This is a genomic window from Pseudomonas anatoliensis (assembly GCF_017976235.1).
Lineage (GTDB): Bacteria > Pseudomonadota > Gammaproteobacteria > Pseudomonadales > Pseudomonadaceae > Aquipseudomonas > Aquipseudomonas anatoliensis.
In genome coordinates, this window is the sequence record NZ_JACVHC010000003.1 from 243,012 (window position 1) to 269,206 (window position 26,195).

Sequence of the window (26,195 nt, forward strand, 5' to 3'; positions counted from 1 at the left end):
GGAGTATTACCGCTCGCAAGCAAATGGTTTCTGGATGGGCCCGATTTGCCCATCGAATTTGCGCGGGTCGGCGATGGTGGAGAGCTCGCAACCGCGATCTGCGCGAATGCGCATCCATGCACCGTTCTCTGGGCAGTGTTGAATGTAAAAAACCTTGAGGAGGCATGCGAGGCCTTGCGTGTCCGAGAGCAAATTCCAGAGGACAGGGAGGATGGAATCGGTGTCTTTACCACCAGCAGCTCCCCAGTGGGAGTAATCGCCGAATGGGCACTCTTTCACCAATTGGACGCAGTCATTTGGACTGCACTACCGCCCAGATTCGAAGACATTGAAGGTTTGATCCCAACCGTTGATGACGCTGTTTCATATCTAGCTGGTTTGAGTGCAGATGCCCTGGAGCACGCGCGGGACTACATTAGGCGGGTGCCGGCTCAGATCGATACGTCCTATCGAAGGGAGATCAATTCAAGGCTTGGGTGGCATCAATGAGTGCACAAAGCCAAGCTCAAATCGGCGCCATCTTTGATCAGCTGTTGGCTCTGCGAGAGAGCGTCAACCTTCTTCAGCAGATGGAGGATGAAAGAGTAGGTACGCTTCGTGGCCACCAGACCGTGGATGTGGACGGCGCTTTCCTGTTGGTTTTTCAGAAGCTTCAAGACAACATCGCCGATATGGAGGAGGCTTTGGCCACCATTGCGGAAGCCACAGGCGATGCGCCGAAGTTCTAGCGGATGGTCATTGGGGCAAAATTACATGCCATAACGATCTTCCCTGACCAACCTAGCTTCATAAACCTATTGCGAGCTTAGCCAAATCTCCATTTTCTGCGGCCTACCTAACCCTGGAATGTTGGGTTCTCCCAGATTAAGGATCGCGAGCAATCTCTATCTTTGTTCCAAGGGTGGCAACCACTCAGCTAGCTATAAATCCCGTAAGCGCGTGGCAGTGGTCGCCATGGCCATCTCGTTGAACGTACACGGACGCAGCGCGAGAGCAGCCCCATCTATCACCCTAGACGGAACCTGTGACTGTTTTTTCTTGCAGTGCTGACTCGCGAAAAATCCAAAGGCTAGCCAGCCAGCTTGATGATTCAGTGCCGATGCTCATTGCCAGTCGGATCTTCGATTTGAATGACCTTTCCATTGCGCCAGGCATCAGCACCTGGGTCAATAGCAGGTACAGGGATGTCGGCCCGAGCTTCCTTTTTCTGGGTGCTATCGACGCCAAATCTTCTGTCCCGATCTGTCACCAGTCGCTGGTCGATCTGGCCATCAGAGGTGAACCCCATCATCAGTTGCGGAACGCCCAACGGTAGATCTTTGTTGAGGTCGGTGTGCCACGTATGCCAGGTCTTGCCATAGGTATGGATGAGCTTTTCCATAAGCGCATGTTCTGCAACGTCCGGAATGCCGGGAGCAATCAGTTGGCCCGACTTCACTTCATGAACATGGCTGTGCCAAAGCGCTCTTTCAGCGTTCGGCAATTTAGAAAATAGCTGCTCATCGATGATGTATTCCACCCCCATGAGCTTCGCATCCTTGCGATTTCCATCATAGATCACGCACTGGATCACCTGCTCATTGAGAATTGAGCAATAGTGATGAGCCTCCATTTGAGCGTCGGGATGGCCACTGTAAAAATGGAAACCATCCAGGTAGGCATTGAGTTCATTGATGGGCGGGCGCGATTGGAGTAGAGCGGCACCGGTATCCAGTGCGCGCGTAGTGGCTGTCTTTTCCTCACCCGGTGCAACGACATAGGACGGTGTAGTGTTAACGGCGCACGCAGTCAGCAAGCAGAGGCCGGTCAGAATCAAAGATGGTCTGAGAGCGGTGAAAAATATTCGCTGGCTATTACCTCTAATCATTGCGCAGATCTTCCTTCTCTTTAGCTTCCAGGCGTCGATAACAAACGACGACTGCCTTGGTTTCCGATGCCCATATACCTAGATAGAAAGCGCTTAAGGGCTTGCGTTCAAATCAATTGTCACTGCAGCCCCTTTTGGCGTGAGCCTCGCCCTGCTTGATCTTAAAGAGAAGGGACGGGTGTAGGTCTAGCTTCGACACCATAAGTCCTCAAGGGAAGCAATATGGAGATCGACTACCGCACGTCGTGTAAAGGGAAACCCTCAATGCGTACGGGCATCCATTGTTCATATCACTGTGGAGATTTGATCATGAACGACGACCCGAAGGTGCAGGCCTTTTCCACGTGGCATGAGTTGTTTGTGAACCCGGAAGCCCGAATGGGTGCGCAGGATCAATACGACGAATTACTGCGCTTAGCTGACAATTTTCGAGAGAAGGGAATCATCGGTACGCAAGAGAGGAAAATTTTAATACAGGTGGCCACGTTGGCTTATACGCGTTCTGTGGAAGATCTAAGTCGCGGAGATTTGTCGCCGGCTTAGGGACAACCTTCGAAACGAATTTAGATTTATAAGTTTTATCCTCATCTCAAATCGCTATGAGCGTAAGGATTAATGTTGAGGGATTTCACATGCTTTCACACTTAGAATTAAGACACATTATTGAGACAGCATTCCTGCCTGCTAAATGCATTTGCTCCATATTCGCGGACAATCGCATGACTGTTCAGTTGCTCGACGCCAGTACAGAAATGGAACAGCTTACGGTCGTCGGTTTAGAATCAACCAAGCTGATCAACAGCCGTGCAATCGCAACCTTGGTGACCGAGTTGAAAGAGGAGGCCAGAATCAGGCGCACCGCCCACTGCAAAACGTACACGCGAGCCTAATTCAGATTGTAAAGTAGCAGCGGTATGTCGCGCAGGATTGAATTCGCAGCGCTGATCTGCGCCTTCACGGCATCCTATGATTCCACAGCGGCTATGCACTGGCGCGATGGTGTACCGCCCTTGGAGGCGCCCCTGCTTGATTATCAACCCTTAACGGTGTCCATAATCCGGGCTGTGACCAAAGCTATCGATGGACAGCAAAGCAGATATATATATTCCCCTGGTCGGGCATAATTCTGAAAATTGACGATCAGCCAAGGGGCAATGTGACGCGGAAAAGCGTTCCTTTCTCCAACGTCGATTCGACCTCGATGGTTCCTCCATGGCCTTCTACAATCTGAGTCGCGATAAACAGTCCCAAGCCGAGCCCTGAAGATACTCCTTTATCATTACTGGAATGTCGGGAATAGCGACCCTCTGGATCGAAAAGCGTGGATAGCTCACTGGAGGGAATCGGTTCACCATGATTTTGCACGCTAAAAAACGTCCTGGTGCTTTCAACACCCAATGAGACATTGATAGGCTGCTGTGAATCGCCGTGGCGGACGGCGTTGCCAATGAGATTTGAGAAGGCTTGAGCGATGCGCTGGGGGTCGTAATGGCCCATTAGGGGGCCCGGCTTGTTGAAAAGGATTTTTGCGTTGGGATGGGCAATTGAGAGTTCATCGACGACAGATTTACAAATGGACGCGAGATCAGCGTTTTCCGGTCGTACCGGGATGCCGGTGCCAAGGTTGCAGCGTGCCAGGTCGAGCAGGTCATTCACCATTTGGTTGGCGTTTTGGGCACTGAGGGAAATCTGGGAAATTAATCTTTTCCCATGGCTACCCAATTCTTCACTCTGCCTCAGCAGATCGGCGCCCAGTGTCACAGCGCCTAATGGAGTGCGCAGATCGTGGCCCAATACACCTAGGACTGTCTTTCGCGTTTTCTCTGCCGCTATACAATAGGCGGTGACTGCCTCTACAAGCGCTTGATCTACAGCTTCGTTGAATTGAATCATGTCCTCAACTTGATGGTCTTCACCCGCGTACCCCCGAGCCAGCCAAAGTCTAAGTACACTCGAACGGAGGGCGCGATATTCGGAGACCATCTGATCAAGCGTGAAACCCGCCATAAGGCGAGTCTGCGCGTGAGCTTGGGCTGCGGAGACATCCTCAGGAGTGGCCTCCAGCTTTTGGGGTTCGACACCCTGTGGCAGCGGAGAATGCGTCCTCCGCATATCACTCGCTACATTCCTCAGAATGTACTCTGCATGATCCCTCAATCCACGCGAGTCCATCGGCGGCATCGGTGTATCTACGGATCTGGCAAATTGCTCCCAGGCTTGCAGAATAAGCTCAAGATTTTTGAGAATAAAATCTGAAAGTCGCATATTCATCCTATGAGGAGCTTTTGTAATCCAACGTAGCAGCTCGATAACATTGGCACACTGAATCAGATCAGCGGGTCTTCTTTGAGGCGATTACGCCGGCTAGGGGTGCAGCTCTTTCGTAGCCTGTAAGCTGCTCGGCACGAACCTGCGCTCCCCGTCATTCCATTTCGGAAGAATACTCAGCGGGAGCGCAGGGGGAAATAATGGCAAAAAGCCGTGACGGGTTTGCTATGATCTTTATAACGAATGATTTGCCATTTGAGAGTATGGGTTTGAACCTCTCGTAATGATTTCCTAGGTAATATCGATCCCTTTAGGGATTTTTGTTTGTTCAGCTTTTGCTGCGCCGGCAGCGCTCCGAGCAGTAGCGAACCTCCTCCCAGCAGCGTGCCCATTTCTTCCTCCACGTAAAGGGAAGGCCGCAGGTAAGGCAGATTTTTACGGGAAGTTCACTCTTTTTCACAGCAGCCCCAAGCTGATCTGCACCGCTGGTTTAGCCGATACCTTGCGGGGCCAAGAAGTAACCGGCGGTACGTAGTTGAAGGCCGTATACCCATGTGCCGTCATAGACATGGAATCAAACGCCGTAGCGTTTGTTTCCTCCAGAAGTGATGCAGTACCTACCCCCCCTCGGCCCTATACAGACGCTTCCAGAAGAGCAAGGGCAAGATGATCCATAACTTGAAGCCGGCCTAGGGATCTGCTGAGGCGTCGGTCGCGCTGTACGGACTGGTTCCGGCTTGGCAGTTGCGTAGCAGCTCGCTCCGTCACAAAGGCTTTTGGACGATAGCCATTTGGCTGGCTGGCCGTCCATGGTGATGCGAACCCAGTCATTTTTCTTTTCGAATACTTGTACCCTGTCGCCGCGCTTCAGGGTCGAGATGACTTTCCCTCCCGGCTGGTTCCGCAGGTTCAGCTTCTCCGCGTTTACGAACTGATCGACTGGAGGGTTTTGTGCTGGCGGGGCCGCTGGTAATGCAGCAGAAGCTAACGTGTTCGGCGTGGTCTGTTGGCTAAGCGGTGCTGTAGCCGGGGGGGTGTCTTTTTTCCCCATGGCCCAGAGGGCTGCGAACAGAATGAGGAGCGGGATAAACCATGACTGAGATTTTTTACGCATATCCGTTGCCCTCTTTCAGCTCGCCCCAGGGCGTCTGTTTTCCATAGTGCTGCAGTGTCGCTACTGCGAGCTTAGCCAAACCTCCAATTTGTGCAGCCTGCCAACCGTGAAGAGCTTGGGTTTTGCCGCGTCCAGTATCTCGAGTAGGCGATGTTTCTCTGATGGGGATGGGAACCACTCATTAATCACAACATTGCAGTGCTCGGACTCGCTCAGTGTCCACTTCGCGATCATGTCGGCGGTGGCTCGATAGTGATCCGCCATGTAAAGCTGCCGACCTTCTACAGACCAGCCAAGCCTCGCCATATGCTCAGTGACGTCAACGATGCCTTCGTCGCTGAAAAAACTGGTGGTGTCAGGATAGTGGATGCCCGCCAGCGACACCTTGGCAACCCCAGCCTCTCGATCAAAGTACGACAAGAAATGCCACCCACCTGTAGTGCTTCCAGCGTGCGGAAAGTTGATCGCAGCCTTGCCAGTGATGTAGTGCGTGCGGGAAACGCGTTTGAGATCAAAATCAAAGAGCGGCGGAGTCATGGGAGCTTTTTGAGGCGGGCCAAGCCCTGTTTTATGTGGCCTGCGTTCTCGCCGATTGTGTAAAGCGCGCCGCGAACGTTGTCGCCAACTTCCGTATGTCCTTGTGCTTCCACCTGGAGGGTTAGCTCCATGAGGGCAGCTTCAAGGGCTAGCTGGTTTTGGTACATCCTTTCCAGTACATCTGATAGCGAATACTCAGCATGCATTTGGCTCACCTCCATGTTCGGAACAACAGCATAGCAACAGGTGAAATTCAGAGTGGTATCGGCTCGCTGCACAAGTCTTGAGCTTGGTCGTTGACGCTGCCCGCATTGGCGGATCAATCGCAACTTTATTGCAGGCAAAAAAAAGCCCGCGATGGGGAGAGCGGGCTGCGAATCTAATAAGGAGCTGGCTCCACCGTACGCCGATGGATGTGAAAAAATTGTAATAGGTACTCGACTGCCTCTCTGTACGAAAATTGGGGCAAGCTTAGCGAAGTTATTCGGTAGGTTCCCCTCCAAGAAGCCAGCATTGACATTGCTAAGATCTAATTTCTCAAATTTGAAACTACTCTAGCCAGAGTCTGTAGCAGGACACGTTCCTCATCGGAAACGGAAGCTTGTCCCTTGCTATGGTGGCAAACAGCCGCTAATAGTGAAGAGGTGACTGATGAGGATATGAAGATGATTTTGAGATTCGTTGTTGTCCCCGCAATCCCAACAGAAACAGGATCGATGCGCAGCGGAGCCCGTTTCTACTGCAAAACCGCTACCACAGGTTTCAACATTTACGACAATGAAGAGAAGCTGCGTATGAAGACCCTCTATCAGGCACGTGCTGAAGCAGAGAGTGCTTGCGCAGAACTTAATCAGGATCGGCTGCAAAGCATGCTCTCAGGGCGGGATTCCATGCCTTCTATCTAGGTGAGGTTAATAAAGCTTTGCGATCCTTGGTTTGAAGCTGACAGTCTAGGTAGACCAAGGCTGCAGATACGGCTCGATTTTTAGCCGATGATTTATGGTCTTCTTCGTTCAACGCCGAGCACTCGGACTCAGGTTCTGGCCTTACGTAGAAGAGGTAGCAGAAACGCTGGCCGGCAAGCACAGAGCGCAGTCGGGAAACTGATTGGCGATTCGAAGATGGAGGCTGAAGGTGCTGGACATCAAGCAGATGGTCGCTGACTAAAACCTATGCCAATACACTGAATAGCGTCCACGTTCGTTAAAGAAAAAACCAGTCGCCGCTCTCGCGATTGGTGCTGCAGCGTTGATCTTGATAATCGCGTTTTTCGTCGTTGAACGTGGAGGAGGTGTCTCCAGCCAGGTGACACCTCCTGCTAACGTCCCTTCCCCTTGCACTTCCGCTACAGTTTTCTACAAGGAGAGTGCGAGGGTAATAAACCTGCAGCCTCTTTTGCCTCGAGCAGCCTTTGCTCAGCGTACATAGCCGGATCATCGTCTAGTTTGAGCGGGTAGCCTGCATCCGATAGGGCGTGAGCCCGCTCCTCAATCAGCAGGCGCTCGGGATCGCGAAACGCTTGGTAGGATCTGCCTGGTACGCGTTGAGTTACGCCAATTCGCAACTCCCCAGGACTTACTCTCCAGCCGGCATCATCTGGGTGCTTGGTAAGCTTGTAACCAGAGCAGTGAGGCACGTGATTAGTGATCTCGTACTCTCGCCATTCGGCCATAGCTTGACCGTCAATCTTCTGTGGCCTGTACTCAATCAGCCAAGCCACCGCATTGATGAGTTGCCCATGTGAAAACACGGCGATGTACTGGGCAGGATGCTCTGCAAGTCTAGCTAAGAAAGACTGAGCTCTAGATATCAAGTCCAGAAATGACTCGGCGCCTTCACCATCCGTGAACGCTGGATCTGACTTGGCCCAGTATCCCTCCACCCAAGCTCGTCTCTGGGCAACGGTCGTGTTGATACACCGTGCAGGTTCAAGGTAGGTGAACTCGTGAATGGGCCATATTTCAAACGGCACTGAAGGGAAAGCAGCCACTGTCTGCATTGCAGTTGCTTGCGCTCGGGAGAACGGCGAGGCAACGATCAGATCTGGGGCTTGAGCGAATGACCCTGCCACTTGGCGCGCTTGCTCGACCCCCTTTGGGGTAAGAGGGATGCTCGCGTGATCAAGGCTGGGTTCGCCTGCGTTGGCCGCGCTTTCTCCATGGCGGATCAGCCTGACGTGTTTCACTAATTGTGAGACTCGCATGGACTCGGACATTCCTTTCCTCCAGGTTTGGCTCAGGGCAGCAGGCGATTTATGGCCTGTGCCCTGTAAATCATTTTTTTGGCGGAGGCGGCGGCGGTGGAGATTTCGGAAGGTCTTTTCCGTGATCTTTAACGAAGCGCATTGGAGGGGGCGGTGGCGGAGGCGGTTTTTGATTGCTCATGCTGGGTTAGCTCCTGCTGGTGGGTGTAGAACGGAATAAATGACAACACCGAAAGAATCATCGTGAGCGTCACGTAATTTGACAACGAGACGAGTTTCGCACCACGCTTATCGTTGTTCACCGTGTTAACGGTCGCACCTTCAATGTAGTAGCTCAAAATGATCGTCTTGAAGTAGGTTTCCGCGTCATCGTCATTTTCACCGTGAACCGCAAAATGAGCCGTCGCATCGGCCCGATACCTTTCCAGCTCAGACAAGGTTGGAAGCCCTCTGTCGAAGTCGCGCAGTTGCCATGACGAGCGAAAATAATATGCTCCACAAAGCAGGCAAAAGACCGCAGATAGGTAAAAAATCCAAAATGAAACGCCTGCAAAACCGTCCTGAGAGCTGGGGGCTTTGCCCAGCATATAGGATAAAAATGAGAGCAGTACGCCTAGGATAGCAAGGGGAAGATTGAGCCTAGAAATGAGCTTTTCTTTACGCTCTAGCTCATAGAAATAGATCTTCTCGTAAAAAGTAAACCTTGCAGCGTAGTCCATGCGAGCTACCTTCTGGCCTGGGGTAGGGCCTCTCGCCGTGTCAGACATCGAGAGATTTTGATAGTGATTCAGCCTCACCCTTCCTAACGTAACTGTTCAGCCGTGGCTCGGCCATACCGGTGTGCATGAATGCAATTCAGCTTGGATCAGGTATTCCAATATTTTTGGACAGTGCTTCGCGCAACCCCTAGCTTTTCCGCGATTGTTTTCCTGTCGAAACCTCGCGCTTTCAAGGCTCGAATGTATTCCGCATTAAGCGGCTGCTTAGGCTTTCCCTGGGAGCGCTTGATGAGCTTTCCTTCACTGAATTGCTCCTCTACCAACTGCCACCCTCCGGACATCTCGAATTCCTTGATTCGCAGGGCAGTACGTTGCAAAGCCTCGGATGGAAGTTCGTCACCCTGCGCAGCAATGACGAGAGTGACCATAGTCAAAAGGTCGAGGCCTAGATAGTCAGCGATCTCGTCCAGTTTTTCCAACGTCGCGTTCGCTCGGGCCTGCTCAAGCCTCCCCACGTACGTTCTGTGCGTTGCCCCCGCCAACTCTTCGTAACTCAACCCCTGATGAGCACGAGCTCCACGCAATGCTCCTGCCAGCGCTTCTTTCAGATGCATGAGTCGGATCCTCAAAACTGAGGATAGAGCCACGGCAAGCGTGTTTCGATAAACAGACCATAGTGATATTATCGTGACATATGGTTTGTCAGGCGGTCGTTTGATCAAGGCAGCGCGATGTCTGGATTGATGATGGATTGGTCATGAGAGAAGCACCTAAGACACGGCCAGGGACGTCTCGATGGGCGACGTGCTCGTCAATTCCGGCGTTTATGGCCAGCTTAAGCCCGCCTGCAATAGTCACTGAACGACGTCTTGGCAAGAACCAGATCCACTTTTAAAGCAAAGGCAGGGATAGTGAGTGATGAAGTTCGATTGCGTTAAAGTTTCAGGAAAAGTTGACTACGTTCGATCTGTTGGTCGAATGAATGGGGGACATAAAGCTAAAGTCAGCATCGATGGTGCAGTTATCCCGAATTTGCAAGTGTCGAACAAGCTTTATGAAGAGTTGGAGGTCGGCGAGAGTGTAACTTTGTATGGCCTGTTTAAAAGAAACAATGACAAAGAAAAAAACACAGGCATCTTGTACGGCTTGGCGAAGCAGAACGGCGAGAAATCATTTGCAACCCAGTATAGATATCAAGTCCCGCTTTTCCTGACGGTCACTGCGGCCATCGCATTTTGCTTAACTTTCGTCGCCGGCTGGATAGCCTCGATATTTCCAGTGTTGTTTTTCTTCGGGGAAAATTCAGATTATATGTATACCACTACGGTATTTGCAGTAATTGAGTCGAGTTTGGTTGCCGCTTTTTTCCTGTGGAGGGCATTGGTTATGTTCAACGCTACGTCTGATCCTGAAGCTTGGGAAACTACCGAAGCTGCAGTGCTATCGAGTCGCTTCAGTAAGCTTCATAAATAATAATCCTGTACGTAGGGGACGGTTACACCTGCCCCGGCTTCGGACTCGCTGCGCCAGACTTTCCTTTCCATGCGAGTATCAGGCAAGCGGAGCGCGCAGGTGTGCAGGATGAGCGCCCAACGGGCTGAGACGCGGCGCAGCCGTGGCTCAGTTCTCGCCAGCCTTCCGCCGCAGGCGGCACGCCATAACCACTGCCCAGCTTTGTGAAAGGGAGGCTTAAATGAGCTGCGATTTACTCTGCGAGCGTGAAAGAACTAGGCGAAGGGTTCTGTGGGCGCTTGCCACCTTCCACCCTGGTGATCCCAACGCATCCGACCTCCTTGCCATTCTCGATGATCTCGACGACCAAGAGCGAAACGACACACTCTGTAGCGATAAACCACTCGAGCTCGTTGAGGTTCGTAATTCTGTCTCGGTAATGCGTCATAACTCCGGAATCGACATCATTTTGGAGCAGACTATTCCGCAACCCTGGAGAGAGCGTTTCCACCAAGCAAGCATCGGGTCGACCAGAGTTCCTGACGGCCCCTACGCCACAGACTGGGATAATTTTTTGGTTGAATGGGAGCGTGAGATGCAGCATTTGCAAGACCATCGACTTGCAAAGGCTGCTAACAGCTAGAACTGCTGGTTCGAGCGATGGCGGCGCAAGCACAAGCAGTCGGTGTAGCTTGGTAAAGTCGCACCCTCAAAACAGGAGCTGCAGTGGAACGGCCTTCTTTTTTTATCGATTTCGAAGCCTCAGGGATAGCCCCGGATAGCTATCCTATCGAAGTCGCCGTCGTGTCGAATAAGACCGTCTACCGTTCGTTGATAAAGCCGGCCCGCTACTGGACGCACTGGTCGTTCGATGCGCAAGACATGCACGGTCTCTCTCAAGATCAATTACATCAGGAAGGTGTTACCCCTAACGCCGTGGCGCAACAAATGAATCAGCTGTTTTCAGGGCAGATGCTTTGCAGCGACTCACCTCAAGACGGGTTTTGGCTAGATGTCCTCTACGAGGCAGCAGATCTGATACCTACCTTCGAGTTGAAGCCTTTGGAGGTGTTAGTGGGCCGGGAGGCGGCTAGTGATATTTATCGCCTACTGCCAACAACCAGGCACCACCGAGCTTTCCATGACGCGACTGCTTTGATGAACGCATGCCGTGCTTTTTTCGAAGCTTGAACAATGAGCACATTTAACTTTGGATGTGGCCTCCCTGCATCTTCAGGGTCGGCACCCTTGAGACTACTGAACACTAACCTATGATTGCGGTAAATGAGCGACCCCAGCATTCCAAAGAGCAGTGTCAATATATAAATAAAAGATTAAGCATGTATTGACAGCTAGTATTTTCAGATGCTTGCAAGTTGGCTTTTTTTGATTATGATGACTGAAAGGAAATGACCAACGAGCATTAGCTAGCATGAATTACACCGTGTACCCGGCGCAGGAAGTCGACATTTCCCTGACTGCGAGAGTTGTAATTGCAAACTTGGGAGATCATCTCCAGGCGTTTCTGAATGCAAATAATATTTCAAGCTGGGCGCCGGCGGATGATTACGTCCTAAGAGAGGACAGACTGGCTGATGTTTTGGTTTGTCTTGGTATGGCTAAAGGAATGAGTATTGCACAAATCAAATACCAAGCAAAAAAACTCCTAAAGTTAGTTAGGGCTTCTGGCAACCCGATGAAGCTGAGCTTTGCTTATAACCTTGTCGCGAATTGCCTCGGATATAAGACCTACCAATTTGCATACACGTGTCGTTCGATTGATCATTATGTCGAAAATCTGTGGCCCCTAGACATCATAGACAACGGGTATCTTTTCAATGAGGGTGAGCTATTGAAGTGGCCATCCTCATCGACTTCAGTGATGCTGCGGGAGAGGATGCAGTTCAATAAGCATCGGGATGATCTTTTTAACGATATTAAGCGGCGAAGTAAAAAAGAAAGGACGCAAAGGGAAAATGAATATTTACAGGTCAGAAGTAAAGCGTTGACGCGTAGAGCCACCCAGCCAATTGATCCTCGCGGGTAGCGGCTTGAGTCAGAGTGTGCCGTTTCGGCCTAGAATGAGCCCCAGCAACTTACCTGCTCCAGGCTGTAAGCTTGTAGCCCAAAAGCGATCATCCTTTCCCGGATTTAATCTGGATCAATCTTCACCCTTCCGCGAGGCTGGTCTGAAGCGCTTCCCAACTGTTCACATCTCCGATAAACGTCCGCTCCACGGCCTGCCCTAGTCAGGGCGTTTATACCTCAAAACACTTGCCCGTCGCGGCCTCATGTTTGATTCGTTAGAGATCAGTATGTGGGAGCTGCAGGCATTGTCAGAGAGGAGCTGATCTCGGAAACACGCAAGCGGAGCGCGCAGGCGTGCGGGATGGAAGCCCGAAGGGCCGAGAGGCAGGCGCTTGCGCCAAGGCTCGGTCTACGACAGCCCCTCCCCGAAGGGGCACGGCCCAACGCCAGGTCGATGGAGCAGAAGACCAAGACCATGCTGCGAGGATTTTCCGATGGGAATGACAGAAGATGACGATACAGTCTATTGCGACGTACAAATGCCCTTGGCGCAAGGCCGGGAGCTGCTCCAGCTAGTGAGCTCATTGAGGGAGTCAAAAGCGCATCCGACTTTAGACCAGGTTTTCGAGAGCATGCAGTACGAGCTGAGCACATCCATAGACATCATCGAAAATCCTCCCTCCTGGGGCCCATGGTGCAAGAAATCTTGATGCCCCTCCCTTACCACGAAACGTTCGACATCAGACCATACCAACCCATGGCAGCGTTTCAAAAGAGGTGGGCCATCAATATCCCAAGGTGTCCTTGGTCTGCTTGCAGGTTCCTAGGCGACCACGAACCTGACCAGTCAACATACGTGTCTGCATGGACTGATAGGCTTTCGTCGAGCCGTACTGCTTCTTCACGAGTTCGAGCTTGTTCTTCGCTTCGGTCATCTGAGTCACGCAGTCATTGATATCCCTCTTCGAGAGAGTCCGCGTGCCCGCCTGATTGGGCGTACCTTGGGGACGATTCTCGTACAGCTTCTGCACCTCGTTCAGGCTTGCCAGTGCAGCCGCCTCATCCGCATTGCTCGCTGCCCCCACTGCACCACACATCACCATCGCGACCATTCCTGCTACATACTGCTTGATCAATGGAATCTCCCTTTGTCATTGATGGGCTCTGCCCAAGTGCATGTGCAGTCAACCAGTGGCTAACGGCACATGGTCATTATCCCCCGCAAGGAGGGAATTAAGACATTGGTTTTGTCAGACTCAGGGAAGGCATCCTTACGGACATCAGAGCTCTGCATCCCATGCATCCATAGCCTCGCTCAGAGTCGAGTACCACTGGAGCTCAACGAGCTGTAGAGCATTCGCAATTTGCCTGCTGGTACTGCCGTCAACCCAACCTGGAAGGCTCTCCTGACCACAGGAGAAGAGACTGGCCGCCGCCACAGCGAAACAACCGGTACTCGTAGATTGAAGGCACACGTAGCGCACAGCAGCGCCACTATGGAGCCGACGCCAAGCCACCACCTCAATACAGTCCTGCAGTTCTACAAAGGCCTCAGCAGCGGGGCCAGCCTTCTGCCCCACCTCGTTCTCTGCCACAGGTTGGAATGGCCTGCTAGGCTTTCCTGGTTGGTGGACAAGGTGCTGCAACTGCTCGCGGGCCGCGATTACCTGATCTCGGAGTTCTTCAGGATCGATGGACATCCCGCCCTCCGGTGTCACCTTGAGGGTCTTCAAGGAGTTCGCCGCCCGAATGAACTCGCGTTCACGCGCTTTCTCACGCTCGGGGCGGCGGTCGGGGAATAGCCAGGCGGCGAGTCGTTGGAAAGTGATCATCAATAATCCGTAGGCAGCAATGGGATGAGCTGTTGTGAGCACAAAGGCTAACACTTCAATGCGGATGAAGGATTAATGGGTCTCATAACGACCAAGCGTGCGCGGTGGCTGTAGACCTCAGTTCGATGTGAAACACAGGCAGATCCCGCCACCGATTAGCGCACGCGCGGGAAAGCTGCAGTGAACCTGAATTATCAATCCTAACTCCTCCGTCATAGGAAAAATAAGCTCGCGTCTCCGACGCTCACTGGTCTATGCCACTAAGCCGCCTTAGGCCGAAACCGCGCAACCCTCCCGGATAGACAATCAATCCAGAAAAAATCTTCATAAATATTAGACATAAACCTTTTCTCATAAATTGACAATACATCTATTAACCCTGAATTCTTAGTTAACAACTATAGATTTTATTACCCCCTCGCGGACATTGAGCCCGCTCGAAGACAAGAAGACAACCACCTCAGAAAACTCCGCCAATCAACGTTACCAGAAGACAATAGTATTATATAAATACTTAATGAATATTGTCATACAGTTATATATTTTCTTAAAAAATCCTATTGCAAAGACCATTACGCGACGCTAGCCTTTTCAAATCACTTGAAACCTTAGCTACTCGCAGCGAGCACTCACTCGACTGCGCACCTTGTGTGTGGAGTTATGAATACTATGAGCAATGCAGGCCTCATCAGAATCGAAAACCGTGCTCCAAGTGGCAAACTTACAATTAAAAAGATCGCCAAGCTCAAACTACTTCAAGCAGTCGAATTGGAAGAGCGTGAGCCTACACACGAGAATTGCAGGATTCAAACAGTCCTGTCTTGCTGCTCAGACACTAAAACTCACGAGAGCTTTTTTCCACTCATGCCTATGGATAGTGTTGAAAAACCGATTTTCAACCACTTTCCATGCTTGCTGCAGGCGGATGGGTCTCCATGGGCACTTGGCAATCTTTACCTGCTCGATCTAGTGGCCACCGGCGCTACAGCCAGCCAGGCGACTGTAGAAAAGCATGCAATAGCTTTAAAAGACTTCTTTGGCATCATGTGGGATCTCGGCCTTAACTTTTTAAACTTTTCCCTAAGAAAGGCCAGAAGACCCACATACGCTTACTCGGACTATTATCGTGATATCATCAAAGAGTTCCCTAAAGAAGGACAAAAAGCCAATGCAATGATTCGAAAAATCATTGCATTCTATCGCTGGTTACTGCACAGAGGATTCGTCCCCGAGCAGGCTATGTGGAAGGAGTCAACAGGATACATACGCATCAAAAACAAAGCAGGTATGTCTTATGACAAGAAAATCACACGCACCGATCTGACGCTAAAAGTTATCAAAAACCTAGGTGCTAAAGCTCTCAGGGCGTATGACGAAATAGAGCAAAAAGCACTCATTGAGACACTGCTCCAGATCGACAATACGGAGATGACCCTAGGTTTTCTTCTCGCAATCCTTACGGGAGCTAGGCTTCAAACAGTATTCACGCTACAAGCTAGTGCTTTGGATGACTATGACGGAAGTGACTACCATCCAGTGGTGGTCGGCGAACGGGGATTCGCAGATAGTAAATTTCAGAAAAGATTTGCAATACTGATCCCTGGGTGGCTGGTGCTAGCCCTCAAAACATATCTTGCTTCCGAGAGATATGCAGCACGCAAGGATATATCCTTTTACTCGAAGACGAAGAGCACTTATATATTTTTGGCGAAAACCGGAGCACCGTATTACGCCAAGGGGGACGACACCTTCGCAAGTGACTATCGAAGTCAACGGCTAGGGAAATCCGTACAGGCTTTTATTTTCCAGCAATTAAATCCTGCGCTAGCGCAATCGGGCCATACATTTAAAGTTCGCTTCCACAACTTGCGCGCTTCCTTTGCTGAGAACGTAGTAATTGAAAATCTCCACCTTCTCAATGCTGGACGTATAACTTGGGCTGAACTGCTGAACATTGTCTGTGAGCGGCTCGCTCATGCGAGTACAGAAGAGACTGAAAACTATGTCAACAGTGTGCGCAAGAAACAAATCAAAGCTATAGCGCAAAGCCAATTCGAGTCTTATTTGGAGTCGCGGATCCGGAACACCTGGGGAGAATCTTAATGCCAGAACATGTTGCGTTCACTCCCCAAAAAATCGACCTAGATGAATGCAGTTATGACCAGTGCATGCGTTTACTTGACCAAACTCCTGTCGAATCATTACAGCTGTCATTTCGGGACGGTGCTAATACTCAACGATTGAATATCGGAGCATATTCATATCGTGTGAGATTAAAACCAAGACCATACACGCCAGCCCGCGTGGATCCCGCCACTATTTCATACAGTAGACTACAGGCATTATTAAACTGGGCCATCAGCATTGTAGAGCTGTTTTTCCGAATACTACGGCCAGCTTCTGTGTATGAGAGTTTTAATCGAACCAGCATGTTCTTGGACTGGAGTGACTCAAATGGTCACCCTAGAGCGCTAGATAGCATCGAGGAATATCACCTCGCACTGGTAAAATACTCTCGCCACCTTTGTTCGAAAGCTAGTCCTGAGCGGCGAAACACTCCACAACGCAACCTCTCTGTAGCAATGCAGTCCGCTGAGAAATTTTATCCAGAACATACCCTGAATATAAGTATAGGCATTCAACATCCTGGATACAGCAAAGAAGAAAAAATAAACACTGAAGTCCCTTCCGAGGATGAGTTATTCCCCACCCTTGCCGCTGCACGTGGGCTGTTTGACTCAATAAGTGAATTCTTGGGCGGATCACAACGTGTACCAGTCGCTCTGAAAGGAGCAGGACATATCTATTGGTTTACGTCCTGCTACTACCCTGTGATGTCAGAGACAGCCATTTTACATTACCAGACCAGTAAAACTCCGGGCAGGATTCTGACCTCGGTAAGACGGGATGTACTGAATCACCTTGGAGCAACGGGTGACGACGTTTCAGACGGATTCCGAACCGTATTTGACCATCTAACCGAAAGGGGCTGGATCCAAGATTCAGCAACCACTGATAAATTCATTTCCCTTGATAGAAAGCTGACCAAGAGGGAGCAACTGCAGCTATGCAAGGTTGCTCACGACTGTTTCCTTTTCATGTTCATTTTGTACACAGAAGGCAACGAGTCACCTGTGGGCACAATACCTTGGGATGCATCATCATCTGTCGATACAGTTATCCAAAGTTTCCGAACAATAAAATGGCGCAGCCATAGCGAGCTAGAATTGTCATTCGAGGCAAAATTTCTAGTTCACTTCCGAGCATATCTGAGAATCAGGGAAATCCTGGTTGACGGTCACCACTTCGGTTTTTTGTTTGGTACATTTGGTCGCAAAGACAGCCCGCTTCCCCTGGACAATGGATACTCATCAATCGTAGGAAGTCAGCTCAAGCGCCTAGTAGATCCCAATCTCATGTCTTTCGGATTTCGAGAGCTCCGGGCGTTCCACCACCATTATAAGACAACCAATCATGGTATCGATGTCGCAGCAGCAGATGCACAGCATACTCTGACCACGGCAATCACCAGTTATCAAGCAGGTAACACCGCAGAAAACATTGCCCAGGCTGGAGCCTTTTTCACCAGCTTGGGGTTAATGCTAGCAACTGTGGAGCAGGAGCGTGCAGCTCAAGCCACCCAAGCAGGATCATGTACTGGTCAACTTATACCTTCAAAGCAACTGGACGAAGACTCATTACAGCCAAATTGCCAAAACTTTCTCGGCTGCTTGTTCTGCGATAGCAATTTAACTCATTTTAACACGGAAGACGCACACAAACTGTTGAGCATGGCTTACATAATTGAGCAGCTCCGGCTCATACAGATCGCCCCAAAAGAGCATGGAAAAGTATTTGACCTAACGCTAAACAAAATCCACTGGATCATTGAAAAAATGGAAGCCAGTCCATCGCTAGCGCAAAAGATATCTGACATTCGGATTGATGTCTACGAACATGAAAATCTTACTCCCTACTGGCAAAACAAGCTAAGAATACTTTCCGAAATAGGGGTTCTGTAATGCCGTTCGCAAGGTTTTTCCTTACTGAGTATTTAGATACCGAGCACTCCCCTTGGTCTGCATTGGTTGAGGATTACGTTTATCCTTCGGATCATTTTGTGGTCGCGCATCTACCTAATGGTACACAAGTCGAATTTAGCGAGGATACCTGGCCAATTCAGGGGCGCGAGCGAGGAATATCCCAAAGAAAAGGCATTTACCTAGGGTACGCTGGAGAGCAAACCGATGTGGATTGGGGAACCAATATTAAGCAATCAAAGAGCATCCTACTTGCATTGCACAGACATGCCTTCAAATCGCCTGGTACACCACTAGGTGTCGATTCAATCAACAGGTACAACCTTGTCTTGCAAAAGACTCGGATGTACTGCTATCAACAAGAAATCTCTGTTTTCCAAGCCCTGTCGTCAGCCAAGCATGTGCAAGGCATCCACCAGCTATGCCTTGAAATGGCTAAAAGCAATGCAGCAGCACTTAAAGATTTGCTGCCGAAAATCTCAATGCTTCCTTTCCGGTATCTAGGCTTTAAGCCTGCGACTGCTCAGTTCAAACCAGCGTCAACGTCTAAAAACACTAAGAATGATCAAACACTGGTGATACCAACTGCCATCTACTTAGAACTGCTATTAGGTTACAAGAAAAAGATTGCTGACTACCTGGAGCATCGCGCTCAGTTACAAGATTTGGCTCAGCTAATATCATGGAATCACCGACCTGGAGAAACCTCTTCAGAAGCTCAGGGAGAAGCCTTTAAAATCGCCGCAGCACGCTACAACGTCACTGACTACTTAGATACCAACAACATTACTGACAAGAAAGAGCTTTTGGGTCATTTCGGCACCATCAATTACTGCGCTGCAATGTTAATTTACGCGTTTACGGGCATGAGGCGGTCTGAGCTTTACTCTTTGCGACTTAGCGCGCTTCGTAAAGACGTCAAGGCTGGAGTAGTAATTTCCAGAAGCCTATATGGATTTACCACCAAGCTGCACAAAAGAAGGAAATATGTATCATGGTATTCTTCCGCTGATATTGAGATGCCTTTCGCAGCAGCATCTCACGTCTGCAAAACAATCCTAACCTGTAATGAAATAATTCCTGACGATCAGTATGTCTTCATCTCAACCGCATATTTTCCATTCAGCAACACGTTACTGGATCCAACAACCATTAACTCGGAAGAACCGGTTGCCGGAAACTATGAACCCTCTCGTTTCCAACGGAGGCTTAGCACCCCGTTTATCAACATTGAAGATATGAAGGAACTGAAGAGTGTCGATCCTTTGCGCATTTGGGATGTATCCAGTGACATCCGCATCGGAAGCGCATGGCCACTCAGCATTCACCAATTGCGGCGGTCTACTGCGGTTTACGCGATCAGGAGCGGAATCGTCACGCTTCCAGCACTCAAGCTCATGCTTAAACACATAAGCATAGTCATGACTAAATACTATAGCGGAGGGTCTATTTACGCACCCGACATCCTCAAAGCCTTTAGCGGTAAAAAAGATAGCATGGTTGCTCTTTTTCAAGAATCAGAGCGTCACGTCGCAACTTGGCAATATACTAATGAGGTGGTTATGTCAGAAGAAACCTTGTATGGCGCTCATGGCGCCTGGGCTCAAATCCATGGCAAGAAAGCAATGCTGAAGCTGAGCTACGCAGAACGCTTCGAGGAAACACTCAAGCGGGTGAAAAAAGGTCAGTTGTCGTACCGCGCCACACCACTGGGCGGCTGCACGTCAAATAGTATTTGTACTAAACGGATCTCCGTTGATCTCCTCGGCTGCGATGGTTGCGCTTCTGCAGTCGTGATCAAGCCAAAACTCCTCAAGCTTATTGCCCTTCAGAACCTGACTGTAGATGCCTGCGCCCAAGGAAGTATGGAGCACACTGCAGAGCTTCAGACGCAGTATGAGCTGTCATCCTTCGCTACTCGCCTGGGGATCCAAGCATGACCGAACTGTGCGACCTAATCATCTTTTGGGATGCCTTAAATAGAATCCTGGCTGGCAAACCGCTGATCGTCACCAGAGACCTGCCCATCACCTATGACCTAGTCGCACTCGAGGCTGGAAGAACTAGGGGTTCGATCAGGGCTGATCGAGCCCAATTCGCCGCGCTCAGGCAAGCCATCAGGGACGCAGCGGCAGCGCAGAAGCCCCCACCAAAGAAAGCTTCCACTCGGCAAGAAAAGGAAAAACTCAAAGCTAAGAACCAGGAAATTGCCAACCTCAAAAATGAGTGCGACGAAGTTCGTAGCCGTGAGCTTATGCTTGTCCGATACATCGACGAGCTTGAAAGGGAGATTGTAAGGCTGCGTAAGCCTAGGTTGGTCAGTTCCATTGGCTGAGTCTCTTGGCAAAGTTTCCGGAGTACGAATGTTGGGATGCATGGTTGCCAACATTTGTTCTCCCGTCAGGAAGCTGGTAATGCCCCTTGTCTCGCAGTCGTCCAGTTCTAAGAAGGTTTAAAATCAACTTCGCATCGGGCAATTCATTACGTCCGGTCGCCGACATCATGTAAGTCCTATTCTGACTCACAGGCTCATTCCTGCTCTGGAACAGTGACCCGAGCCTTGGAACGCCGAGCTGCTAAAGCACTCGCAAAGCCCAATCCCATTGACCCTCATCCTCGTGTGCATAGGATCTCTCCCTATGTTCATGCTTGCGTGAAGCTTTCTGGGGCTGCCCTAACGTGAGCGCAAGGTAGCTGCCACGCTCCCATATAAAGAGTGTCTGTCCATATGGTTACATGTACGGCATAGGTTCTAGGTGTCCATATAGACCGTATCGCTGTTCAACGACGGGACCGCCGTCGTGGTGTTTACCGTGTTGCTGGGCATCGCCCAACTCGGCGAGACCCCGACCGTCAGTGCCACGGCCATGCTATTCGCCCACGAAGCCATTGGCGGCGTGGTGTTCGGTGGGCTGATCGGTTATCTGGTTTACCTGATGATCAAGAGCATCGAGCAGCACCAGATCGAAGTGATGCTGACCCTCGCGCTGGTCATCGGTGGTTCGGCGCTGGCCTCCGAACTGCACGTTTCCGCACCGATTGCGATGGTGGTTGCCGGCCTGATCATCGGCAACCTGGGGCGCAATCTGGCGATGAACGACATGACCCGCAAATACCTCGACGGTTTCTGGGAATTGCTCGACGACATGCTCAATGCGCTGCTGTTTGCGCTGATCGGCATGGAGCTGTTGCTGCTGCCATTCAACTGGCTGCACCTGGCGGCGGCGAGTTTACTGGCGGTGGCGATTCTGCTGTCGCGTCTGCTTACCGTGGCGCCGGCAATCCTGCTGCTGCGGCGCTGGCGCACAGTGCCGCGCGGCACGATCCGGGTGCTGACCTGGGGCGGTTTGCGCGGTGGGGTTTCGGTCGCACTGGCGCTGTCGCTGCCACTGGGCGAGCAGCGTGACTTGCTGCTGAGCATCACCTACATCGTGGTGTTGTCGTCGATTCTGATACAGGGCCTGACCATTGGCCGGGTTGTCCGTGGCGTAACGGGCAAGCAAGAAGTCAGCGCTGAAAACTCGGCACACTGACGCATCACACGGCGCCGTCGTGGAGCTACCTCCACGACGGCGCCCCTTCAATTAGCCCGCAGCACCGCATCAACCTCTTGCGCAGCACGCAATAGCCTGCTGTCGTCTCTAAACCCTCCAATCATTTGCAGGCCAACGGGTAACGCCCCGGCATTGCGCACGAGCGGAATGTTGATTTGCGGCAAGCCAAACGCCATCCAGAACTTGCTGAAATCGGAAGGCCCGGTGGCTTCAAGGCCCAGCGGGGCGACGATGCCACAACTCGCCCCCAGGACAGCGTCGAAAGGCTGGAATATCGGTTCCAGAAAAACGGCCAACTTTGCCAGACGCTTCTTTGCCGCTGACTCTTGCTCCCAGGTTGTCAAACTGGCGCGTTCGATCATGGCTAACAGTTCTTCACTGAGTTTGTCCGGATGCATTTGCAGTTCTTTGGACAGTGATCGGGCGCCCTCGCAATCGTTTATCAGCAGATGGTCATCAAATACGGCCGCAAACTCCTCAGGCAGCAACACCTCGCTCACCTGATGTCCGGCTAAGCGGAGCTCTTCAACCGCAGTTTCCAGAGATCTGGCCACGTCTTCGTCCACCTGATCCCAACGCGCCGTACGACAGAAGCCGAACGAGCATAAATTGCGTTCATGAGCACGCTGCGGGAAACCAGGAATCAAGACCTGAGCCATCAGCTCCAGATCACGAACAGACCTGCCATACCAACCCACCGTGTCAAAGCTCGGCGCTAACGGTTTGACCCCCTCCAGAGAAACCAGTCCATACGAAGGCTTGAAGGCATACAGTCCGCAATAGGCCGCCGGTTTGATCAATGAGCCAGCGGTCTGAGTCCCCAACGCGAGCGGGAAAAACCCGGCCGCCATCCCCGCTGCCGACCCGGCACTCGAACTGCCGGGGGTTCTGCCAAGATCATGCGGATTGCGGGTTGGGCCGGTATGCATGTAAGCGAATTCGGTTGTATGAGTCTTGCCCATGATGACTGCCCCGGCCTGGCGCAGCAGCGCAACGACGTGGGCGTCACGCGAGGGACGGTTTTGCTCATAGATCGGCGAGTAAAAACGGGTGGGATGATCGACCGTGTCATACACGTCTTTGATTCCCACGGGCACACCTGCCAAGAGGCCTTTCGCGCTACCGTTTTTTAATTGGCAAGCCTGACTGCGCACCGCGTCCGGCTCGAACGAAACAAAGGCATTTATGCTGCGCTCGCGCGCTTCGACACATTCAAGAAAGTGCTCGGCTACTGCCTCTGCGCTCACGACATCCGCACGAACCATTTCAGAAATGGCGGTAGCATCCGTTTGATTAAAATTGTGCATATCGCTCCTTGGACTTCCCGTCGAAAGGCACTTGAGGGAAGTGCGCTTTGTGGAAGTTTCAAGTTGCATAAACTGACTGCAAATCAGTGAAGCCTTTTATCTCGATAGGGTTTCCGGCGGGGTCCAGGAAGAACATGGTCGCTTGCTCGCCAGGCTCTCCTGGAAAACGAATGGTGGGTGAAAGAACAAATTTCACCTGGCCTTCGATCAAACGGTCCTTCAAGGCAACCCAGTCCGACATCTTCAATATCACCCCAAGGTGGGGCATCGGCACGTTGTGTTCGCCTACTTTCCCGGTATTGGTTACTGCAAAGGGTTCGCCCAGATGCAACGACAATTGATGCCCGAAAAAATTGAAATCAACCCAGGTCTCAGTGCTGCGCCCTTCCTCACATCCCAGCAAATCACCATAGAACTGGCGGGAAATCTGCAAATCGCGGACGTGAAAAGCGAGATGAAAAATCGACTGCATCGGTAGCTCCTGAACATCGCCGGAAAGTGGAAATAACGGTCAGGGTTGAAGACTGTGCGATTTCCATCAAAAGAGATAGCATGTAATTTTTTCGCTATCGAAAGTATTTCTTATGGATACGCGTTATCTGAAGAGCCTCATCACCGTCGTGGAATGCGGCTCCATCGCCCATGCCGCGCGCGCCGAAGGGTTGACGGCAGCAGCGGTCAGTCAGCGAATTCTCGCGCTGGAACGGCAACTCGGTTTTGAACTGCTGTCTCGCGTCGGGCACGCAGCCAAGCCGAGCCAGGCCTGTCTGGGTTTATTGCCCAGGGCTAAACGCATCGTTCGCGAGATTGAATTGCTGGCGGGAGATGCCGACGTGGGAGGGCTTACGGGGCAGTTGCGAATAGGCGCTATCTCTACTGTGCTGACCGGTCTGCTTCCCGGCGCATTGCGCGCACTGACCGAGCTGGCGCCGGGGCTGACGCCGGTCATCGTGCCGGGAACATCGCGATCGTTGTATCAAGCGCTGCTCTCTGGAGAAGTCGACGCGGCCATCCTGGTAGTTCCACCGTTCGAATTACCCAAAGCCCTGCGGGCGGTATCACTTCGCAAGGAGCCCCTGGTTTTTCTGTCGAAGGAAAAACTCTCGGACAGCATCCCGGCTCAACTGATGACCCAACCGTACATCCGCTACGATCCTGATTCGTGGGGCGGACGGCATGCCGAACATTACCTGGCGGACAACGGCTTGCTGCCGACGCCGCTAGTCGATCTGGATGCACTGGAGACCATTGCCATGCTCGTGACTGAAGGGCTTGGCGTGAGCCTTGTGCCTTATTGGTCTGGCTTCGAACACTGGGGCCACAAGTGTGTGGTGACCCCGGTTGGCAATGATCGCTATGACCGAGAGATTGCCCTGATCAGCCACGTTCAGACTGACCGGCCCAAGATGATGAGCGCTTTGTCCAAAGTGCTTTCACCAGCACAAGCCTGACGGACTCAATCTGGCTTGGACTCGGCTTGATCTTCCTCAGGGCCAGTGGATTTCGGTGTTCCGCTTTCGCTGCGGATCTGCGCATGGCTGATCAGGGCGAAGATAAAACTGCCGCCGATGATATTGCCGGCCAACGTCGGCCCCGCAAACACCGCCCAGAAATCGCTCCACGGCAACTCGCCAGCAAACACCAGATAGGACACCTCCGCCGAACCGACGACGATGTGAGTGAAGTCGCCGAGCGCCATGAAGTAGGTGATGAGGATGATGATCCACATCTTCGCGCTCTCCATCGACGGGATCATCCAGACCATGGTCGCGATCATCCAGCCGGAGACAATGCCTTTGGCGAACATCTGGCTGGCGCTGTGTTCCATCACCTTGCGACCGATTTCGAGGAAGGCGTGGTCGGTCTTGGCGTCGAAGATCGGCAGCTCCAGCATCACGTAAGCCACCAGAATCGTGCCGCACAGGTTGCCGACCAGCACCACCGTCCAGAGTCGGATGAGCCGTCCGAAATTCAGTAGCGTCGGTTTGGTCATGACCGGCAGCACGGCGGTCAGGGTGTTTTCGGTGAACAGTTGCTGGCGGGCGAGGATCACTGCGAGAAAGCCTGCGCAGTAGCCGAAACTGGCAATCACCTTGAATTCGTCGCCGTCGGGCAACCGCGAAGTGAGCAGGCCCATGCCCATCAGCGAAAGGCCCATGGTCAGGCCTGCAGCAAGTGCCGACCACCATAGCGCAGCGATACTGCGTTCAAGTTCCTGATCGCCTTGGGAGCGGATGATTTCATGCAGAACCGCCGCGCGGGGCGGCTGGTTTTTCTCGACTTCGTGTTGCTCTTTGGCCGAGAGGTCGGGGGTCTTGCCGTCGGTGGGCGTGGTCATGGTGTGGGAACCGGTGGGGAGTGTCGTTTACCTACGACATTCGCACCATGAAATACGTTCTGTAGGCGCCGAGCAAATCTTTGGGCGTACGCAGAAAATGTAGGAGCTGCCGAAAGCTGCGATCTTTTGATTTTGATTTTTCAAAAGCAAGATCAAAAGATCGCAGCCTTCGGCAGCTCCTACAGGGTCAGCGTTATGCCTGCGAAGGTAGCGCCGCGGATCTCAATCAGCGATCGCCGCGTCGTCCTGAAACTGGTCTTTGACGTATTTGATCTCGGTCCGCCCGTGCGGTGCCGGCAGGCCGTCTTCACCGAGGTTTACGAAAACCATCTTCTCGACAGTCAGAATGCTCTTGCGGGTGATCTTGTTGCGCACTTCGCAGGTCAGGGTGATGGAGGTGCGGCCGAACTCGGTGGCAGTGATGCCCAATTCAATGATGTCGCCCTGGCGCGAGGCGCTGACGAAGTTGATTTCGGAAATGTACTTGGTCACCACGCGCTGATTGCCCAACTGGACGATGGCATAGATCGCTGCTTCTTCGTCGATCCAGCGCAACAGACTGCCGCCGAACAGCGTGCCGTTGGGGTTGAGGTCTTCGGGTTTTACCCATTTGCGGGTGTGGAAATTCATGTTCACTCCTGAGCGTTTGCCGAAAGATGGGCGGTATCTTGGCAGACCGAGCGGTCATGCTCCATGAGCCTTCTACTATGGTCGCGATTGGCGATCTTCATTTGGCCGACAGAAAGCCTTTGGAAGATCAGTCTAGACGGCTATAATCGCCACCGTTTCAAAACGGTAACTTCCACTTGCTACCGTTTTCCCGCCACCTGTCCGAGGGGCGCTGCAGCAGGTTCAACCTGTCAGGCTCGGATGGGGCGTTGACTGGCCTAGGCCGGACACTAAACGCACAACGGCGCCCATTCGCATACATTACGA

29 protein-coding genes, 2 pseudogenes and 1 riboswitch are annotated in these 26,195 nt (G+C 51.8%); of the genes and pseudogenes, 15 read left to right on the plus strand and 16 right to left on the minus strand.

Going from position 1 to position 26,195, the window contains the following annotated elements; translation table 11 throughout:
* Positions 1-485 precede the first annotated feature (485 nt).
* Positions 486-728, plus strand: a complete 243-nt coding sequence (locus ICA16_RS10565) for a hypothetical protein (protein WP_210700579.1) — start codon at positions 486-488, stop codon at positions 726-728.
* Positions 729-1,090: 362 nt separating this feature from the next.
* Here ICA16_RS10565 and ICA16_RS10570 read toward each other — a convergent pair whose 3' ends face one another.
* The gene (locus ICA16_RS10570) at positions 1,091-1,867 is read right to left on the minus strand and encodes an OBAP family protein (RefSeq protein WP_210700580.1); all 777 of its coding nucleotides are present in this window, start codon (positions 1,865-1,867) and stop codon (positions 1,091-1,093) included.
* A gap of 309 nt (positions 1,868-2,176) precedes the next feature.
* Between ICA16_RS10570 and ICA16_RS10575 the strand changes: the two genes are divergently transcribed.
* Together ICA16_RS10575 and ICA16_RS10580 are read left to right on the plus strand one after the other, a co-directional pair.
* Positions 2,177-2,410, plus strand: a complete 234-nt coding sequence (locus tag ICA16_RS10575) for a hypothetical protein (RefSeq protein WP_210700581.1) — start codon at positions 2,177-2,179, stop codon at positions 2,408-2,410.
* Between the two features lie 89 nt (positions 2,411-2,499).
* Entirely contained in the window at positions 2,500-2,757 is a 258-nt protein-coding gene (locus tag ICA16_RS10580) for a DUF1652 domain-containing protein (protein WP_210700582.1), read from the plus strand.
* Between the two features lie 250 nt (positions 2,758-3,007).
* Here ICA16_RS10580 and ICA16_RS10585 read toward each other — a convergent pair whose 3' ends face one another.
* The 6 genes from ICA16_RS10585 to ICA16_RS10610 all read right to left on the minus strand — a co-directional run bounded on the left by ICA16_RS10585 (position 3,008) and on the right by ICA16_RS10610 (position 5,992).
* On the minus strand, positions 3,008-4,132 hold the full coding sequence (locus ICA16_RS10585) for a sensor histidine kinase (protein ID WP_210700583.1): 1,125 nt from the start codon (positions 4,130-4,132) through the stop codon (positions 3,008-3,010).
* A 179-nt stretch (positions 4,133-4,311) separates the two neighbouring features.
* Positions 4,312-4,527 (minus strand): hypothetical protein, encoded by a 216-nt coding sequence (locus tag ICA16_RS10590; RefSeq protein WP_210700806.1) that lies wholly within the window; start codon positions 4,525-4,527, stop codon positions 4,312-4,314.
* Positions 4,464-4,595: a DUF2256 domain-containing protein gene (locus ICA16_RS10595; RefSeq protein ID WP_093543617.1), complete on the minus strand. Its 132-nt coding sequence runs from the start codon at positions 4,593-4,595 to the stop codon at positions 4,464-4,466. The genes ICA16_RS10590 and ICA16_RS10595 overlap by 64 nt, the downstream gene beginning before the upstream one ends.
* Before the next feature lie 114 nt (positions 4,596-4,709).
* Positions 4,710-5,249, minus strand: coding sequence for an SH3 domain-containing protein (locus ICA16_RS10600; RefSeq protein ID WP_210700584.1), 540 nt, complete (start codon positions 5,247-5,249; stop codon positions 4,710-4,712).
* Positions 5,250-5,309: 60 nt separating this feature from the next.
* Positions 5,310-5,786, minus strand: a complete 477-nt coding sequence (locus tag ICA16_RS10605) for a hypothetical protein (protein ID WP_210700585.1) — start codon at positions 5,784-5,786, stop codon at positions 5,310-5,312.
* Positions 5,783-5,992 carry a hypothetical protein gene (locus ICA16_RS10610; RefSeq protein WP_210700586.1) on the minus strand — a complete coding sequence of 70 codons (210 nt, stop codon included), beginning with the start codon at positions 5,990-5,992 and terminating at the stop codon, positions 5,783-5,785. Before ICA16_RS10610 ends, ICA16_RS10605 begins: the two co-directional genes overlap by 4 nt.
* A gap of 402 nt (positions 5,993-6,394) precedes the next feature.
* On the opposite strand from ICA16_RS10610, the gene ICA16_RS10615 reads away from it, so the two are divergent.
* Entirely contained in the window at positions 6,395-6,691 is a 297-nt protein-coding gene (locus ICA16_RS10615; RefSeq protein ID WP_228734165.1) for a hypothetical protein, read from the plus strand.
* 671 nt (positions 6,692-7,362) lie between these two features.
* Here the strand turns inward: ICA16_RS10615 and ICA16_RS10620 are convergent.
* The 3 genes and pseudogenes from ICA16_RS10620 to ICA16_RS10630 all read right to left on the minus strand — a co-directional run.
* Positions 7,363-7,971: pseudogene (locus ICA16_RS10620) on the minus strand (histidine phosphatase family protein); the annotation flags it as partial.
* Positions 7,972-8,117: 146 nt separating this feature from the next.
* Entirely contained in the window at positions 8,118-8,708 is a 591-nt protein-coding gene (locus ICA16_RS10625) for a hypothetical protein (RefSeq protein WP_228734166.1), read from the minus strand.
* Positions 8,709-8,854: 146 nt separating this feature from the next.
* Positions 8,855-9,322 carry a transcriptional regulator gene (locus tag ICA16_RS10630; protein WP_210700587.1) on the minus strand — a complete coding sequence of 156 codons (468 nt, stop codon included), beginning with the start codon at positions 9,320-9,322 and terminating at the stop codon, positions 8,855-8,857.
* A 304-nt stretch (positions 9,323-9,626) separates the two neighbouring features.
* On the opposite strand from ICA16_RS10630, the gene ICA16_RS10635 reads away from it, so the two are divergent.
* The 5 genes from ICA16_RS10635 (at position 9,627) to ICA16_RS28175 (ending at position 12,898) form a co-directional block, all read left to right on the plus strand.
* Complete coding sequence (locus tag ICA16_RS10635) at positions 9,627-10,181, plus strand: hypothetical protein (RefSeq protein WP_215731823.1); 555 nt, start codon at positions 9,627-9,629, stop codon at positions 10,179-10,181.
* Between the two features lie 220 nt (positions 10,182-10,401).
* Positions 10,402-10,803: a hypothetical protein gene (locus tag ICA16_RS10640; RefSeq protein WP_210700589.1), complete on the plus strand. Its 402-nt coding sequence runs from the start codon at positions 10,402-10,404 to the stop codon at positions 10,801-10,803.
* 83 nt (positions 10,804-10,886) lie between these two features.
* A complete protein-coding gene (locus tag ICA16_RS10645; protein WP_210700590.1) occupies positions 10,887-11,351 on the plus strand; it encodes a 3'-5' exonuclease family protein in 465 nt (154 codons plus the stop codon).
* 241 nt (positions 11,352-11,592) lie between these two features.
* Complete coding sequence (locus ICA16_RS10650) at positions 11,593-12,207, plus strand: hypothetical protein (RefSeq protein WP_210700591.1); 615 nt, start codon at positions 11,593-11,595, stop codon at positions 12,205-12,207.
* Between the two features lie 475 nt (positions 12,208-12,682).
* A complete protein-coding gene (locus ICA16_RS28175) occupies positions 12,683-12,898 on the plus strand; it encodes a hypothetical protein (protein WP_228734167.1) in 216 nt (71 codons plus the stop codon).
* 75 nt (positions 12,899-12,973) lie between these two features.
* Here the strand turns inward: ICA16_RS28175 and ICA16_RS10655 are convergent, their stop codons facing one another.
* Complete coding sequence (locus ICA16_RS10655; protein ID WP_210700592.1) at positions 12,974-13,324, minus strand: hypothetical protein; 351 nt, start codon at positions 13,322-13,324, stop codon at positions 12,974-12,976.
* A gap of 144 nt (positions 13,325-13,468) precedes the next feature.
* Positions 13,469-14,020, minus strand: coding sequence for a hypothetical protein (locus ICA16_RS10660; protein ID WP_210700593.1), 552 nt, complete (start codon positions 14,018-14,020; stop codon positions 13,469-13,471).
* A 669-nt stretch (positions 14,021-14,689) separates the two neighbouring features.
* Between ICA16_RS10660 and ICA16_RS10665 the strand changes: the two genes are divergently transcribed.
* The 5 genes and pseudogenes from ICA16_RS10665 to ICA16_RS10690 form a co-directional block, all read left to right on the plus strand.
* Positions 14,690-16,123 (plus strand): integrase, encoded by a 1,434-nt coding sequence (locus tag ICA16_RS10665; RefSeq protein ID WP_210700594.1) that lies wholly within the window; start codon positions 14,690-14,692, stop codon positions 16,121-16,123.
* Positions 16,123-18,042, plus strand: a complete 1,920-nt coding sequence (locus ICA16_RS28180; RefSeq protein WP_228734168.1) for a hypothetical protein — start codon at positions 16,123-16,125, stop codon at positions 18,040-18,042. The genes ICA16_RS10665 and ICA16_RS28180 overlap by 1 nt, the downstream gene beginning before the upstream one ends.
* Positions 18,042-20,000, plus strand: a complete 1,959-nt coding sequence (locus tag ICA16_RS28185; protein WP_228734169.1) for a hypothetical protein — start codon at positions 18,042-18,044, stop codon at positions 19,998-20,000. Before ICA16_RS28180 ends, ICA16_RS28185 begins: the two co-directional genes overlap by 1 nt.
* A complete protein-coding gene (locus tag ICA16_RS10685) occupies positions 19,997-20,395 on the plus strand; it encodes a hypothetical protein (RefSeq protein WP_210700596.1) in 399 nt (132 codons plus the stop codon). Before ICA16_RS28185 ends, ICA16_RS10685 begins: the two co-directional genes overlap by 4 nt.
* A gap of 439 nt (positions 20,396-20,834) precedes the next feature.
* A pseudogene (locus tag ICA16_RS10690) lies at positions 20,835-21,593 on the plus strand (cation:proton antiporter); the annotation flags it as partial.
* 47 nt (positions 21,594-21,640) lie between these two features.
* Here ICA16_RS10690 and ICA16_RS10695 read toward each other — a convergent pair.
* Together ICA16_RS10695 and ICA16_RS10700 are read right to left on the minus strand one after the other, a co-directional pair.
* Complete coding sequence (locus ICA16_RS10695; RefSeq protein WP_210700597.1) at positions 21,641-22,921, minus strand: amidase; 1,281 nt, start codon at positions 22,919-22,921, stop codon at positions 21,641-21,643.
* 58 nt (positions 22,922-22,979) lie between these two features.
* Positions 22,980-23,393: a VOC family protein gene (locus ICA16_RS10700; protein WP_210700598.1), complete on the minus strand. Its 414-nt coding sequence runs from the start codon at positions 23,391-23,393 to the stop codon at positions 22,980-22,982.
* A gap of 112 nt (positions 23,394-23,505) precedes the next feature.
* Between ICA16_RS10700 and ICA16_RS10705 the strand changes: the two genes are divergently transcribed.
* Positions 23,506-24,372, plus strand: coding sequence for a LysR family transcriptional regulator (locus tag ICA16_RS10705; protein WP_210700599.1), 867 nt, complete (start codon positions 23,506-23,508; stop codon positions 24,370-24,372).
* 5 nt (positions 24,373-24,377) lie between these two features.
* On the opposite strand, the gene ICA16_RS10710 is transcribed toward ICA16_RS10705, so the two are convergent.
* Positions 24,378-25,259, minus strand: coding sequence for a formate/nitrite transporter family protein (locus tag ICA16_RS10710; protein ID WP_150601944.1), 882 nt, complete (start codon positions 25,257-25,259; stop codon positions 24,378-24,380).
* Between the two features lie 222 nt (positions 25,260-25,481).
* On the minus strand, positions 25,482-25,889 hold the full coding sequence (locus ICA16_RS10715) for an acyl-CoA thioesterase (RefSeq protein WP_150601945.1): 408 nt from the start codon (positions 25,887-25,889) through the stop codon (positions 25,482-25,484).
* A gap of 197 nt (positions 25,890-26,086) precedes the next feature.
* Positions 26,087-26,185: riboswitch (S-adenosyl-L-homocysteine riboswitch) on the plus strand.
* Positions 26,186-26,195: the final 10 nt, after the last annotated feature.

Excerpts from the sequence above, each read along its gene's own strand:
- ICA16_RS10565 (WP_210700579.1), top strand. The coding sequence starts at position 486 with ATGAGTGCACAAAGCCAAGCTCAAATCGGCGCCATCTTTGATCAGCTG.
- ICA16_RS10570 (WP_210700580.1), bottom strand. The coding sequence starts at position 1,867 with ATGATTAGAGGTAATAGCCAGCGAATATTTTTCACCGCTCTCAGACCA.
- ICA16_RS10575 (WP_210700581.1), top strand. The coding sequence starts at position 2,177 with ATGAACGACGACCCGAAGGTGCAGGCCTTTTCCACGTGGCATGAGTTG.
- ICA16_RS10580 (WP_210700582.1), top strand. The coding sequence starts at position 2,500 with ATGCTTTCACACTTAGAATTAAGACACATTATTGAGACAGCATTCCTG.
- ICA16_RS10585 (WP_210700583.1), bottom strand. The coding sequence starts at position 4,132 with ATGCGACTTTCAGATTTTATTCTCAAAAATCTTGAGCTTATTCTGCAA.
- ICA16_RS10590 (WP_210700806.1), bottom strand. The coding sequence starts at position 4,527 with ATGGGCACGCTGCTGGGAGGAGGTTCGCTACTGCTCGGAGCGCTGCCG.
- ICA16_RS10600 (WP_210700584.1), bottom strand. The coding sequence starts at position 5,249 with ATGCGTAAAAAATCTCAGTCATGGTTTATCCCGCTCCTCATTCTGTTC.
- ICA16_RS10605 (WP_210700585.1), bottom strand. The coding sequence starts at position 5,786 with ATGACTCCGCCGCTCTTTGATTTTGATCTCAAACGCGTTTCCCGCACG.
- ICA16_RS10610 (WP_210700586.1), bottom strand. The coding sequence starts at position 5,992 with ATGCATGCTGAGTATTCGCTATCAGATGTACTGGAAAGGATGTACCAA.
- ICA16_RS10625 (WP_228734166.1), bottom strand. The coding sequence starts at position 8,708 with ATGGACTACGCTGCAAGGTTTACTTTTTACGAGAAGATCTATTTCTAT.
- ICA16_RS10630 (WP_210700587.1), bottom strand. The coding sequence starts at position 9,322 with ATGCATCTGAAAGAAGCGCTGGCAGGAGCATTGCGTGGAGCTCGTGCT.
- ICA16_RS10635 (WP_215731823.1), top strand. The coding sequence starts at position 9,627 with ATGAAGTTCGATTGCGTTAAAGTTTCAGGAAAAGTTGACTACGTTCGA.
- ICA16_RS10640 (WP_210700589.1), top strand. The coding sequence starts at position 10,402 with ATGAGCTGCGATTTACTCTGCGAGCGTGAAAGAACTAGGCGAAGGGTT.
- ICA16_RS10650 (WP_210700591.1), top strand. The coding sequence starts at position 11,593 with ATGAATTACACCGTGTACCCGGCGCAGGAAGTCGACATTTCCCTGACT.
- ICA16_RS28175 (WP_228734167.1), top strand. The coding sequence starts at position 12,683 with ATGGGAATGACAGAAGATGACGATACAGTCTATTGCGACGTACAAATG.
- ICA16_RS10660 (WP_210700593.1), bottom strand. The coding sequence starts at position 14,020 with ATGATCACTTTCCAACGACTCGCCGCCTGGCTATTCCCCGACCGCCGC.
- ICA16_RS10665 (WP_210700594.1), top strand. The coding sequence starts at position 14,690 with ATGAGCAATGCAGGCCTCATCAGAATCGAAAACCGTGCTCCAAGTGGC.
- ICA16_RS28180 (WP_228734168.1), top strand. The coding sequence starts at position 16,123 with ATGCCAGAACATGTTGCGTTCACTCCCCAAAAAATCGACCTAGATGAA.
- ICA16_RS28185 (WP_228734169.1), top strand. The coding sequence starts at position 18,042 with ATGCCGTTCGCAAGGTTTTTCCTTACTGAGTATTTAGATACCGAGCAC.
- ICA16_RS10685 (WP_210700596.1), top strand. The coding sequence starts at position 19,997 with ATGACCGAACTGTGCGACCTAATCATCTTTTGGGATGCCTTAAATAGA.
- ICA16_RS10695 (WP_210700597.1), bottom strand. The coding sequence starts at position 22,921 with ATGCACAATTTTAATCAAACGGATGCTACCGCCATTTCTGAAATGGTT.
- ICA16_RS10700 (WP_210700598.1), bottom strand. The coding sequence starts at position 23,393 with ATGCAGTCGATTTTTCATCTCGCTTTTCACGTCCGCGATTTGCAGATT.
- ICA16_RS10705 (WP_210700599.1), top strand. The coding sequence starts at position 23,506 with ATGGATACGCGTTATCTGAAGAGCCTCATCACCGTCGTGGAATGCGGC.
- ICA16_RS10710 (WP_150601944.1), bottom strand. The coding sequence starts at position 25,259 with ATGACCACGCCCACCGACGGCAAGACCCCCGACCTCTCGGCCAAAGAG.
- ICA16_RS10715 (WP_150601945.1), bottom strand. The coding sequence starts at position 25,889 with ATGAATTTCCACACCCGCAAATGGGTAAAACCCGAAGACCTCAACCCC.